Source organism: Marinobacter sp. SS13-12 (assembly GCF_030227115.1).
GTDB lineage: Bacteria > Pseudomonadota > Gammaproteobacteria > Pseudomonadales > Oleiphilaceae > Marinobacter.
The window spans coordinates 2,794,901-2,808,480 of record NZ_JASSUA010000001.1 but is presented as its reverse complement, the minus strand read 5'-3'; the positions used below and the strand labels follow the sequence as shown (position 1 = coordinate 2,808,480).

General features: G+C 57.4%; 9 protein-coding genes. 5 read left to right on the top strand and 4 right to left on the bottom strand.

Features of this window, described 5'->3' with window-relative positions; genetic code table 11:
- Position 1: 1 nt before the first annotated feature.
- Genes glgB through glgP form a run of 3 tightly spaced genes read left to right on the top strand, consistent with a single transcriptional unit; the run spans position 2 to position 5,933 of the window.
- Positions 2–1,888, top strand: a complete 1,887-nt coding sequence (glgB, locus tag QPL94_RS12830) for a 1,4-alpha-glucan branching protein GlgB (RefSeq protein WP_285357772.1) — start codon at positions 2–4, stop codon at positions 1,886–1,888.
- Positions 1,885–3,336 carry a glycogen synthase GlgA gene (gene glgA, locus QPL94_RS12825; protein ID WP_285357771.1) on the top strand — a complete coding sequence of 484 codons (1,452 nt, stop codon included), beginning with the start codon at positions 1,885–1,887 and terminating at the stop codon, positions 3,334–3,336. Before glgB ends, glgA begins: the two co-directional genes overlap by 4 nt.
- A gap of 44 nt (positions 3,337–3,380) precedes the next feature.
- Entirely contained in the window at positions 3,381–5,933 is a 2,553-nt protein-coding gene (gene glgP / locus QPL94_RS12820) for an alpha-glucan family phosphorylase (RefSeq protein WP_285357770.1), read from the top strand.
- A gap of 19 nt (positions 5,934–5,952) precedes the next feature.
- Here the strand turns inward: glgP and QPL94_RS12815 are convergent, their stop codons facing one another.
- Both QPL94_RS12815 and QPL94_RS12810 read right to left on the bottom strand, forming a co-directional pair.
- A complete protein-coding gene (locus QPL94_RS12815; protein ID WP_285357769.1) occupies positions 5,953–6,612 on the bottom strand; it encodes an alpha/beta hydrolase in 660 nt (219 codons plus the stop codon).
- Between the two features lie 15 nt (positions 6,613–6,627).
- Complete coding sequence (locus QPL94_RS12810; protein ID WP_285357767.1) at positions 6,628–7,833, bottom strand: 1-acyl-sn-glycerol-3-phosphate acyltransferase; 1,206 nt, start codon at positions 7,831–7,833, stop codon at positions 6,628–6,630.
- Positions 7,834–7,985: 152 nt separating this feature from the next.
- Between QPL94_RS12810 and recQ the strand changes: the two genes are divergently transcribed.
- A complete protein-coding gene (gene recQ, locus QPL94_RS12805) occupies positions 7,986–9,845 on the top strand; it encodes a DNA helicase RecQ (protein ID WP_285357766.1) in 1,860 nt (619 codons plus the stop codon).
- Between the two features lie 9 nt (positions 9,846–9,854).
- Here recQ and QPL94_RS12800 read toward each other — a convergent pair whose 3' ends face one another.
- A complete protein-coding gene (locus QPL94_RS12800) occupies positions 9,855–10,406 on the bottom strand; it encodes a PaaI family thioesterase (RefSeq protein ID WP_285357765.1) in 552 nt (183 codons plus the stop codon).
- 205 nt (positions 10,407–10,611) lie between these two features.
- Between QPL94_RS12800 and QPL94_RS12795 the strand changes: the two genes are divergently transcribed.
- Positions 10,612–11,571, top strand: a complete 960-nt coding sequence (locus QPL94_RS12795) for a hypothetical protein (RefSeq protein WP_285357764.1) — start codon at positions 10,612–10,614, stop codon at positions 11,569–11,571.
- Here the strand turns inward: QPL94_RS12795 and QPL94_RS12790 are convergent.
- On the bottom strand, positions 11,554–13,440 hold the full coding sequence (locus QPL94_RS12790) for a methyl-accepting chemotaxis protein (protein ID WP_285357763.1): 1,887 nt from the start codon (positions 13,438–13,440) through the stop codon (positions 11,554–11,556). The two genes, QPL94_RS12795 and QPL94_RS12790, sit on opposite strands and share 18 nt — an antisense overlap.
- Positions 13,441–13,580 lie beyond the last annotated feature (140 nt).

Below are 13,580 nucleotides of genomic sequence, written 5' to 3'. Positions count from 1 at the left end.
TATGGACAGCCCAACGCTCAGCGAGTTCGACCTCCATCTGTTTGCCGAAGGCCGGCATTGGCACATCTATAACGTACTGGGCGCCCATGTTTGCAAAAGCCGTGGGGTTGAAGGCGTAAGATTTGCGGTCTGGGCCCCACACGCCCAGGCAGTCAGCGTCGTCGGAGAGTTCAATCACTGGGATTCCGGCACCCACCCGATGAGCCTGCATGACAGCACGGGTGTCTGGTCCTGTTTTATCCCGGGCATCAGTACCGGGACCCTTTACAAGTTCTCCATTACTACCGAGGACGGCCGTCAGCTGTTAAAAACCGATCCCTACGGCCAGGCCTTCGAATTGAGGCCCGCTACCGCAGCGATTGTGACCGAACGCGGCCATTTCCGCTGGGGTGATGGCGACTGGCTGGCCCGGCGTGCCCAATGGAACTGGCAGGACTCCCCCATTTCAATTTACGAAGTTCACGCTGCTTCCTGGCGCCATCACGGCTCCGGACGATGGCTGACCTATCGCGAGCTTGCCGACCAGCTGATTCCTTACGCGGTCGAACTGGGCTTCACTCACATTGAGCTGTTGCCGGTCACCGAGCACCCGCTGGACGAATCCTGGGGATATCAGACCACCGGTTACTACGCGCCTACGAGTCGCTTTGGCACACCGGATGACATGCGCTATCTGGTTGACCAGTGCCACCGGAACAACCTTGGCGTGATTCTGGACTGGGTTCCGGGGCACTTCCCCACCGACGAGCACGCTCTCGCGCTGTTCGATGGCAGTGCCCTGTACGAGCATGAAGACCCGCGCCAGGGCCGGCACCAGGACTGGGGAACACTGATCTACAACTACGGCCGGCATGAAGTCAGGAACTTTCTCATCGGCAGTGCCCTGTTCTGGCTGGATGCCTTTCATATTGATGGATTACGAGTGGATGCCGTGGCCTCAATGCTCTACCTCAACTATTCCCGCAAGGAAGGCGAGTGGCTGCCGAACGTCCATGGCGGCCATGAGAATCTCGAGGCAATCGAGTTTTTGCGCGAACTGAACCGTGTCTGCCAGAGCCGGTTTCCGGGAACCCTGGTATGCGCTGAGGAATCCACCTCCTGGCCGCGGGTTACCCGCCCGCCGGAAATTGGCGGCCTTGGCTTTAACCTGAAATGGAACATGGGCTGGATGCACGACACCCTGGATTACCTGCAGCAGGATCCTGTGTTCCGTCAATACCACCACGACAAACTGACCTTTGGCCTGGTCTATGCGTTTACAGAGAATTTTCTGCTACCACTGTCCCACGACGAGGTCGTGCACGGTAAAAGCAGCCTGATCAATAAAATGACCGGGGACGAGTGGCAGCAGCGCGCTTCATTACGCTTGTTGCTTACCTACATGTACAGCTACCCCGGCGCCAAGCTGCTGTTCATGGGCGGCGAATTCGGCCAGCGCCGGGAATGGAGCGAATCCAGGGAGCTTGATTGGTCATTGCTGGCCTATCCGGAACATCAGGGTCTCAAGCGTCTGGTGCAGGACCTGAACGGCCTTTACCGTCGAGAGGTATCACTACACGGTGAGTGTTTCCGGCCAGAAGGGTTTGACTGGATTGATTGCCATGACTCGCCCCAGTCCGTGATCAGCTTTCTGCGCACAGCCAAGGGTGAAACCTCGGTCATTGTGGTCAATTTCACGCCGATGCCACGGCACCATTACCGCATAGGGCTGCCTCAGGGTGGCACCTGGCAGGAGATTTTCAGTTCCGATTCCGAGTATTACGGTGGCAGCAACCTGGGCAACCCCTTGCCCATGCCTGCGGACGAAAAGCCCTGGATGAACCGGAACTGGTCGCTGGAGCTGACCTTGCCACCACTGGGCGCGATCATTCTGAGGCCGGCGGTATGACCCGGGTTCTGTTCGCCACCAGTGAAGTCTACCCACTGGTGAAAACTGGCGGACTTGCAGATGTGTCTGCCAGCCTGCCCGAAGCACTCTGTAAGCTTGGATACGATGTCCATATTCTTTTGCCGGGTTATCCGGCCGCTATCAAAGCTGCCAGAGAAGCGGGTTCTCGCAGGAAAACCCGCTTCCGGATCGGGCAATACGAAGTCAGCCTGTGGCAGACCCGGCTTCCGGGAACGGCGGTCACGCTCTGGCTGGTGGACTGCCCGCCATTGTTCGACCGCCCCGGCAACCCCTATCAAAATGAAAACGGCCAGGACTGGTGGGACAACGCCCATCGGTTCGAGCTGTTTGGCCGGGTCGGTGCCATGATGGCCGTTGGCGAAGCCGGGGTGAACTGGCGGCCGGACCTGGTGCACTGCAACGACTGGCAGGCAGGGCTGATTCCGGTATTTCTCGAGCATTACCCCCATCGGCCGGGCACGGTATTCACCATCCACAACCTCGCTTATCAGGGCATTTTCTCACACGAAACCTTTCGGGCCCTGGGTTTGCCCGATTCACTCTGGCGCTGGGACCAGCTGGAATTTTACGGCCAGCTGTCCTTTATTAAAGGTGGCCTTGTTTTCAGCGATCGCATTACCACCGTCAGCCCGGAATATGCAAGGGAGATCCAGTCGGCGGAATTCGGTCATGGTCTTGACGGGGTTCTCAGACACCGGGCCCACAGGCTGACCGGGATACTCAATGGTATTGATACCCGCGTCTGGAACCCCGAGGAGGATCCGGAACTTGCGTTCCATTACGGCCGCGATCACCTTAAAAACAAAACCCAGTGCCAGGCCCAGCTGCAACAGGAACTTGGCCTGGAGGTCAACGGCGGCCCCCTGCTGGGATTTATTGGCCGCCTGGTGGAACAGAAGGGCGTGGATTGGCTGATTGCAGTCATGCCCGAGTTACTGAGTCGCGGCTGCCAGTTCGTAGTGCTCGGCTCGGGCGAGGCGCGTTATGAGGAACCGTTAAGACGGCTGGCCCGGCAATGGCCCGGCCAGATGTCCCTGACACTGGGTTACGACGAAGGGCTTTCCCACCGCATAACCGCCGGATGCGATATTTTCCTGATGCCCTCCCGGTTCGAGCCTTGCGGTCTGAACCAGATGTACAGCCTGCGCTACGGCACCATTCCGGTGGTACACGCCGTTGGAGGGCTATCTGACACCGTGAATGACCCTCTGGAGGCAGGCATCGGTAAAGCCAACGGTTTCCGGTTCATCAAGGCCGATGAGCAGGCCCTGTTGGCGACGATAAACCGGGCACTGGAGAGTTTCAGGAACCGGAAGTCGTGGCGCCGGCTCCAGGAGAATGGTATGGCAGCAGACTACTCCTGGAAACAACGCGCCCGGAGCTACGGCGACCTGTATCAGAGCATTCTCAAAGAACGTGACATCTAACGGCTGGATCAGCGCGAACGTGTGCCCGCCCGGAGGCAATTGATATGCATAAAGCGACGGAATTCCGCCTTGAGGCCCACCCACTTATCCCCGAGGTCCTTGAGCGTCTTGAAGAGCTGGCCAACGATCTGTTCTACAGCTGGGATCACGGGGTTCGTAGTCTGTTTGCCAGGATTGACCTGCGGCTATGGCAGAAGGTTGAGCATAACCCGAAACTGTTTCTCAGACGGGTCGCCCAGGACCAGCTTGATGAGGCGGCGGAAGACCGGGCTTTTCTGGCCGAATACCGACGGGTACTGAGCAGTTACGATGCCTATCTGGAGGCGGGCCCCGGGCCTGAGGTGACGGAAATACTGGATCCGGAAACGGCACTGGTGGCCTATTTCTGCGCCGAATTCGGCTTTCACGAAAGTTTTCCGATCTACTCCGGGGGGCTTGGCATTCTCGCTGGGGATCACTGCAAGGCCGCCAGTGACCTCGCACTGCCCTTCGTGGCCGTCGGCCTGCTGTACCAACAGGGCTACTTCGTACAGAGCATCGACGCCCTGGGCCAGCAGATCGCCCGGTATCAGTCCCATTCGAGTGACGAACTGCCAATAACGCCCGTTGAAAAGGATGGCGAGATACTCAAGGTCTCGGTGCCCTTCCCCGGCCGTGACGTCGTTGCGCGGGTCTGGGAGGCGCGGATCGGCCATATCCGCTTGTACCTGCTGGACAGTCACACCGAGGAAAACAGCCCTGAAGACCGGGAGCTGACACTACAGCTTTATGGCGGGGACGAGACCACACGGATCAGTCAGGAGATGCTGCTGGGCATCGGCGGGACACGAGTGCTTGAAGCTCTGGGGCTAAAACCGACAGCCTGGCACATCAACGAAGGCCACGCCGCGTTTCAGATACTGGAGCGATGCCGACAGGTTATGGCGACCGGGCTCGGCTTCGAAGCCGCCCTGGAGGCGGTTGCCGGCGCAACCCTGTTTACCACCCATACGCCGGTAGCCGCCGGCCACGATATCTTTCCGAGAAGCCTGGTTCACCATGAACTGGGGCGGTACCTGGAAGAGTCCGGCCTGGACTTCGAGAAAGTATTTGCCCTGGGCGCCAAGGACGATGACGACACCTTCAACATGACTGGCCTTGGCCTGCGCGGCTCCCGCTTCCACAACGGTGTCAGCAGGATTCACGGCGGTGTGGCGTCCCGGATGGAGGGCGATATCTGGCCCCAGGTGCCACCGGAGGAAAATCCGCTGGGCTACATTACCAATGGCGTGCATGTACCTACTTTTCTGGCGCCGGAATGGTCAAGCCTGTTCGACATCCAGGCCCCTACCTGGAAGAGCGAACTGCGAAACCCGGATTTCTGGGAATTTATCAACCGGATTCCGGATTATCACTACTGGAGCGTTCACAAGGCACTCAAACAACAGATGGGTGAATTCATTGTTCGCTGCCTGAAACGTCAGCACAAACGCAACGGCATCGGCCATTCGGTGACAGAGCGGATGACCCGGCCATTGGTCTCCACGGAAAAGGACACTCTGGTAATAGGTTTTGCACGGAGGTTTGCCACTTACAAGCGCGCTACCCTGATTTTTTCCGATCTTGACCGGCTGGAGCAGATTATCACCAACGCGGATCGCCCCGTTGTGCTGGTCTTTGCTGGAAAGGCACATCCCCGAGACAACCCGGGCCAGCATCTGATCAAGGTCATTCATGACCTGTCCATGCATCCCTCCCTGATGGGGCACCTCATCCTGCTGGAGGACTACGACCAGGCCATGGCCAGGCGACTGCTCAGCGGCGTGGATGTGTGGCTCAATACGCCTGAATACCCCAAGGAAGCCAGCGGCACCTCCGGTGAGAAAGCCGCCCTGAATGGGGCGCTGAATTTGAGCGTTCTGGATGGTTGGTGGGGTGAAGGTTACGACGGCAAGAATGGCTGGGGCATTCCGCCCAGGGATACCGAACTGGATGCCGAATTCCGTAATCAGGAGGAAGCGCGTGACCTCCTGGATCTGCTGGAATTCGAGGTGGTACCGCTATACTACGAGCGCGCCTCCCAAGGTTATTCAAAGGGCTGGGTGAAACGTTCCAAGGCTTCCATGAAAACCATTACCCCGAGGTTCAACAGCCAGCGGATGGTGATGGATTACGTCAACAATTATTACCAGACTGCTTCCAGACAGGGGGCCCGACTGATGGCCGACGGCGGCGAGATGGCCGCAGGGCTTGCAGACTGGAAAGCAAGGGTTCGGGAAGCCTGGCCTGGGGTCGAGATTAATGTTGTCGGGTGTGTCGAGTGCCGTTGCCCGCACGATGGTGCTGTAGAGCTCAGGGTGGAAGCATGGCTCAATGGCCTGAGCGCTGCTGATGTGCGCGTGGAGTGCCTGGTCAGCCCGGAATGTACCGGAACGCATAAAAACCCAGGCCCCCCGAGCTTTTTCCTTGAGCAGGAAAGCGAGGCGGACGGCCGGACCGTTTTCGCCACGCAGGTCCAGCCATCCTACCCCGGGCTGCAGACCCTCAGGCTAAGAATGTACCCATACCATGAGGCACTGACCCACCCCCTGGAGATGGGTGCCATGCTCTGGGTCTGAGCCCTTGCATGGCAAGGCGTTACAGAACGTGTGTGCGGATAAAACGGCCAATATCCTGTACTTCCTCAAGGCACACGCTGTGCTCCATGGGGAAGGTCTGATAGGAGGGCTTGAAGCCGAGTTCCTCAAGCTGCTCCACGCTCAGCCTCCCGAGTGACTCCGGCACCATCGGATCATGGGTGCCATGATAGATGTTGATGGGGATGCCGCGATTGGCATCGGAAATTTCAACGGTTTTCGCGGTCGCAAAGTAAGTGGACAACGCCAGAATGCCACCCAGGCGCTTCGGGTAGCTCAACCCCAGTTCGTAGGCCACTGCGCCACCCTGGGAGAAACCAGCGATAATGATGTTCTCGCTGTTTACACCGCGTTCAATTTCCCGGTCCACCAGTTTGGCGACGGCGTCGGATGACGCCATCAACTGGTTCGTATCCACTATCCGGTCGATGTCCATGGCCTTGATGTCGTACCAGGCTGGCATGGTCATGCCACCATTAATGGTCACAGGCATATTGGGCGCGTGGGGAAAGATGAAACGAACTGCGGCATCTTCCGGCAGTCCAAGTTCCGGCACCACCGGCTCAAAATCGTGGCCACTGGCACCCAGGCCATGAAGCCAGATAACCGCTGCGGTCGGATTGGGTCTGGTTTCCAGTTCAATGTATTCGAGCTCTTTCACAAAATACCTCGGGTATCAGGAATGTTCTGATGATGAATTCATCTGACCATTGTGTGCTTCCAGGGCCGTTATTACAGGGTTGGCGTACATATCCAGCAGGTACGGGCGGATGGCCGGGTCGCACGCGTCGAGCCTTCGTTCCATTTCTGCTTCGGCCGCTTCGATTTCCGCCGCTGACCAGGCCTCTGCTGTTACCACCGCATCGCTCACGGTATCCCTGGTGGCGTGTGAATCCGGGTGAATGCCCCTTTGCTGGTACGCCACCAGGTTTGAGGTATGCAGATGGTAGTTGGCGTGCATCTCACGGTCTATCCGCGCTGCCAGATCTTTCGGGTTGTCTTCCGCGTCAGCAATGGGGGCACCGAAATGCACATGCACGTGCCCTTTGAAGCCGGTCAGGCCCTTCATGATCTGATCCGTATCCTCTCCTTCCCGCTTGATGTACTCGCCTGTCCGGGCGCGCGTCTCCAGTGCGCGAGCCTTGTCCACATCGCAAGGGTCGTACTCATAGGCAATGGACACCGGAACAATATGCAGCCGGTTCATGGCCTCACCAAATGCCAGCCCGCTTTTCTTCTTGCTCATGTAGAACATTTTGATGATGGCGGGATCTGTAAAATCAAGACCATTCTTGGCGCGGCCTTCCCGCTGTGCAATCCAGATGCTTTCGTTATTGTCGATGCTGTGATTGATAAAGGACGAGAGCATGATATAGGCGTCGCGCATTTCCCGCGGGCTGGTCATATTTCGGCGCACCACAAAGCTTTTGTTAAGCCTCATCAATTCCGCGAAAACACGGTTGGCCAACAGGTTGTCGCCAATGGCAATCCGGGTGGTCTTGAAGCCGTTGGCAAACAACAGGTAGTTCACCACCATGGGGTCGAAGACGATATCCCGGTGGTTGGAGATAAACAGATGGGCACTGTGTTTGTTCAGATTCTCCAGTCCGCTGTGGGTGACACGGGTAGTCGTGTTGTCCACCAGTTCGCCGACATAGCCTGACAGCCTGGCCTGGAGATCATCAATGCGGGCAATGCCGGCAAAGTGACTGACCAGCCAGCGTTTTACCCATATCCGGAGTATGGAAGGCGCCCATTTCGCCAGCGTAGGCGATTTGAAGCGGCCAATCATATCCAGAAATCCCGGGTCCCGGACCAGTTTGTTGATCGCATTTCCGGTTTCGTCGTCCGAATAGGGACGGATGGCATCAAATTCCTGCATGGAGATCCTGTTTGTTGGGTGCAGAAAAAAGCCGCATTGTAGCCGTTAAAAGGTTTGTTTGTCTCCGCCGATTCCGTGACGGGATTCTGGTATCATGCACAGCCTGCCAGAACGGCACATTTTTACCGTCAACCAACACCGCCGGCCAAGTCATGGATTTTGCAGAACTAAGCACAGTGCGCCCCCGTGTTTCAGATCAGGACCCGGAAGAAGTCCTGCATCGCATATTCGGCTACGAGACCTTCAGACCACTGCAGGGTGACATTATCCGTGAGGTGGTCAACGGCGGTGATGCGCTGGTGTTGATGCCCACCGGTGGCGGTAAATCACTGTGTTACCAGGTGCCGGCCCTTGTTCGTGCCGGGACGGCGATTGTGATATCTCCGCTGATTGCATTGATGCAGGATCAGGTGGCCGCCTTGAGAGAACTGGGCGTGCGGGCAGCTTTCCTGAACTCCACGATGGATTTCGAGCAGGCCCGTGATACCGAAAACGCCCTGATGACCGGGGAGCTGGACCTGCTGTACTGCGCACCGGAGCGCTTAATCCAGCCGCGCACCCTGGATTTGCTGCATCACGCCTCCATTTCCCTGTTTGCAATTGATGAGGCGCACTGCGTATCCCAGTGGGGCCACGATTTCCGTTCCGACTATCTTGAATTAAGCCGCCTGGCCCATGAATTCCCCGGTATACCCCGCATCGCACTGACGGCCACGGCAGATGAGCGAACCCGCAAGGAAATTGCTGAAAGGTTGTCACTGACCGAAGCCCGCCACTTTATCAGCGGGTTCGACCGCCCCAATATTCAGTATCGCATTGCACCTAAAACCAACGCTAACAAGCAATTACTCGACTTTATTAAAGCAGAACATGATGGTGACTGCGGCATCGTCTATTGCCTCTCCCGCAACAAGGTAGACGCAACGGCGAAGATGCTCAGCGACAAAGGCTACACCGCACTGCCCTACCACGCCGGTCTGAATGCCGGAGACCGGTCGCGGCATCAGGAGCGATTCCTGCGTGAAGACGGTGTGATCATCGTAGCCACCATCGCCTTCGGCATGGGGATCGACAAGCCGGATGTGCGGTTTGTTGCCCATCTGGACCTGCCCAAAAGCCTGGAGGCCTACTATCAGGAAACCGGCCGTGCCGGCCGTGACGGAAAGCCCTCGACTGCCTGGATGGTCTACGGCCTGCAGGATGTCATCAAGCTGCGCCAGATGCTTGAAGGTTCCATGGGTAACGACCATTTCAAGCGCGTCGAGCGCCAGAAGCTGGACGCCATGCTGGGCCTGTGCGAGGTGACGAGTTGCCGCCGCCAGGTACTTCTGCGCTATTTTGGCGATACCCTGGAGCAACCCTGTGGTAACTGCGATACCTGCCTGAATCCGCCGGAAACCTGGGATGGCAAGCTTGCCGTCCAGAAAGCCCTTTCCTGCGTGTTCAGAACCGGACAGCGGTTTGGTGTTACCTACCTTATAGACGTTCTGCGGGGCGCAGAGAACGAACGCATTCTCCAGTTCGGGCATCAGGCCGTGTCCACCTACGGCATAGGCACCGAGTTGTCGGCCAACGACTGGAAATCGGTGTTCCGGCAACTGGTGGCCAACGGCTACCTCAGGGCAGATCCGGAAGGTTACGGTGCGCTCCAGCTCACAGAGGAATGCCGGCCATTGCTCAAAGGCGAAGTGCCGATCCAGTTGCGTAAGGACCCGGTGGTCAAATCCTCCGGAGGTCGCAATTCCTCAGGCACATCGGGACGTCGCAAGATTGCCGACCAGATAACCGACAAGGCTGGATGGGAGGCTTTACGGGCCTGTCGTAAGGCTCTGGCGGAAGAAAAAGGCGTGCCGCCCTACGTGATCTTCCACGATGCCACGCTGTTCGAGATTCTGGAAAAACGCCCGAACAGTCTGGCTGAAATGGCCGAGATCAACGGTGTGGGTGCTGCAAAGCTGGAGAAATACGGAGATACCTTCCTGGCCGCCCTGCGGGAGCTGGACGGCCTGTGATTCGATGAATTACGAAGCCTTGAATCCCTTCTTGCGAACCCGGTACTGGGCAACAGACGTTGCCACGTGATTGCCCTGTTGGTCGTACAGAGTGCCCTCCAGTGCAAACGCAGCCCGGCCGGTCTGATCTGCTTCGGCCTTGATGGCTTCAACCGTCGCTTTATCCAGCGAAAACTCCACAAACACATCCGAATTGGCCGGCTGCAGGAATTGCAGGGTCATCTCTTTGAGGATCGGGGTATAAGCCGGGCCCAGATCGAACAGGGTGAGCACGCCACCGGGTATTTCAGCCACCAGAAAATAAGCGCCGGCATAAAGGCTGCCAAAGTGGTTCTTGTTACCTTTCAGACGTATTTTCGCTTTTACGAAACCGGGCCGCACTTCTTCTACGCTGAAACCATTGCGGGGCGCGAACGGGATCGAAAGCCCGATAATCCGGTTTACAGCTGCATAGCCACTGGTTTTTCGCAGCCAGGCCAGCGGCTGTGTAATGCGGGCTTTCGGGTCGGACGCAGATACCCATTGTCCCGTCGCTCCGATCAGATTATCGATTAACGCCATGTTTTGCTCTCTCCTGAAGACCTCTATTTCCGGCAGGCCGGACCAACAGGCGTAGATAATTACAGCTCGGCGAAAGCATCCGCAACTATTTTTGCCGATTTCGGTCAGCAATTCCTGTTACGTCCGGGAAATTCGCCTAAACTGCTCTGGTGTCGCAGAAAGCCGGGGCAAGGAGAGTGCGAATGAATGCAGGAGGCAGCGCCCGATGAAATCGGGACGTACGGGTTGGATGTTGGGTCTGGTGTATTTGTGCTGCGGCGCCGGTGTCGTATTGTCTGCCGAGCGGCCCGCCTCCATCGGCGCGGCCAATGTATCCCCACACAACGAGTACCGCCTGTGGTATCGAAACTACGACAGCCCTCCGATCCGTGCCCTGGTTTCTCTGGCGTTCGAAAAAACCCCTGAATACGGCTCCTTCACAATAACCCGTAGCCCTGAAATGGCACAGGGTCGGGTTGTCCGGGAACTGGAACAGCCGGCATCCACACTTGTTGATATTGCCAATGTCGCCACATCCGATGAGCGCGAGGGCAACCTCCGTGCCATCCCCCTTCCTATTGACGGCGGGTTACTGGGGTTCAGGGTCTGTGTGGTACTGCAGGAATCACTGCCAATGTTTGAAGGCATCAACAGCATTTCAGACCTGCAGAAAGCCGGAATCCGGGTAGGCCAGGGTACCCACTGGCCGGATACCGAGATACTCGAGGCCAATGGCGTCACGGTCATTACCCACTCACGGTACGAAATTCTTTTCCGGATGCTGGAGAATCATCGGTTCGAGTGTTTCGCGCGAGGGGTCAGCGAAGTGCTGTTTGATCTGGAGATGCAGGGCAACACGAATCTGGCCATCGAACCGGACTTGCTGATTGCCTACCCCATGCCATCCTACTTTTTTGTCAGCCGCCGTGACCACGAAACCGCCCAGCGTTTACAGCTGGGCATGGAGCGGGCCATCCATGACGGCAGTTTTGGCAAGTACCTGGACCATTTCTACGGCAGGGCAATGAAAGCACTGGACCTCGGAGAGCGAAAAATGCTCGTACTGAACAACCCATACCTGACCGAGGAGTCCCTGGCCATTGGCCGCCACACCCTCATGAATCTGCAGCGGCGCATCAATAACCTGTCTTCGTCAGACGAAGCCGGCTCAGACTTTGAACCTTGAAACGTTCTGGCTGAGGGCTGCTCCGATCGATTCTATCTGCCCACTGTAAACGTCGTTTTCACTGGCAGCCTTGGCAGCCTCCTGCCCCTCATCTGCAATGCGGGTGATGGACGAATTCAGCTCTTCGGTGACCGATGTCTGCTCCTCTGAAGCGGTCGCAATCTGGGACGTCATCTGGCTAATAGACGTAATGGCATCTGCAATCCGGTTGAGCGCTTCCATGGCATCCTGGGCCTTTTCCATACTGACATTGGATACAGCCGTTGATGCCTTCATAACGTCAACCGCATTGTTGGCACCACTCTGCAGACGTTCAATCATGTTGTTGATTTCTTTAGTGCTGTCCTGGGTGCGGCGGGCCAGATTACGCACTTCGTCTGCCACCACCGCAAATCCGCGGCCCGCGTCCCCTGCCCTTGCTGCTTCAATTGCGGCGTTCAGAGCCAACAGGTTGGTCTGCTCGGCAATACCCTGAATCACTTCCAGCACCGAGGTAATTTCGGTCACGTCTTTGCCGAGCTTGTCGATAACTTCAGCGGCAGCGTTGATCTCTTTGGACAGTTTCTGCACAGCGTCCCTGGATGCGGCAACCGTTTCCAGCGAATCGCGGGAGTCAGAGTCGGCGGTGTTGGCAGCGTCTGCGGTTTGCTGGGCGCTTTGGGCAATCTCGCCGGCCGCGGCGGACATTTCGTTGATGGCGGTGGCCACCATATCAACTTCAGCCTGCTGTTTTTCAACACTGCCGCGGCTTGTGCTGGCGGTCTCCCGCAGGGAGGCTACGTTTTCCCCAAGCTCTGCAGTGCCCTGCTGAACGTCCCGGACAACGTTCTGGATGTTTTCGACAAAGCTGTTGAACTCCCGGGCCAGTGTGCCGAATTCGTCACTGGCGCTATCATCCAGGCGCTTGGTCAGATCGGCCTCGCCACTGGCGATGGACGACATGGCGCGATTCAGCTTTCTGACCGGGGCCATCAGTACACGTATACCGAAATGCAGAACAACCAGCGATACCAGCAGACCAATAACCGCAATGATCAGCCCGGTCACCCGGGCCGCCTGTACCGGCGCGTTGATTTTGTCTTCATTGATAAAGGTGCCGAGATACCAGTCAACGCCACGTGCATCGGCAATGGGGTGAAAACTGGCCGTCCAGCTGACTTCGTCTGACTCATAGCGGTGGGTGTCACCGCCAAGCTGCGGTGCTTCCCCCAGCAGCCCGCTGATGTCCTTGCCTACCAGGCTCTGGTCCGGGTGAAAAAGAACGGTACCGTCATCACTGATCAGCGCGGCATAGCCGGTATCAGCCAGGGTAATGGCAGAGAGGGCCTGCTCGATGGTTTTCAGTGCAATATCGCCACCGATCACGCCTTCATAGTCGCCGCGCTTCACCGGCGCCAGGGTGGAAATGATGGTTCCGCCCGTGCCTGCATCCAGGTAGGGTTCAGTGAAGGAGGCAGTTCCCGTCTGTTTCGCCTGCTTGAACCAGGGGCGGGTACGGGGATCGAAGTCATCCGGAAGCGTGGCTTCCGAGGCATCGTCCTTCATCAGCATATAGCCGTCATCCCGGCCGACATACACGTCGATAAACCCACCCCCGGTTGTGGCTGCAGCCAGTATCACCCGGGCCTCCTGATCGGTAGTGACGGATTCCAGTGCCTTTGCGGTCGCTTCGGTCATGGTCAGGCGGGTGTTGAGCCAATCAGCGATACTGGACGTACTCTGGGCCACTGTATCTTCGATCAACGCATCCACATAGGTGTCCGTGGTGCTCTGCAGCCTCATGTTTCCGCTGATGGTGAAGGCCCCCATGACCAGTACAAGCAGTATTCCGAAAGCGATGAGCAACTTCTGGCCGAAACTCAGGTTCATTATCCGGGTCCTTTTGATTCATTCTACACAGGGAGTGCGAGCCTACCGCCTTCGCACACTGTGTTCTGTATAGTTTTGTTTTCGGCTTTTGCTGCGAAGTCTTTAGCGCGATCTGATAAAATAGGAACTTTAGTCAACGC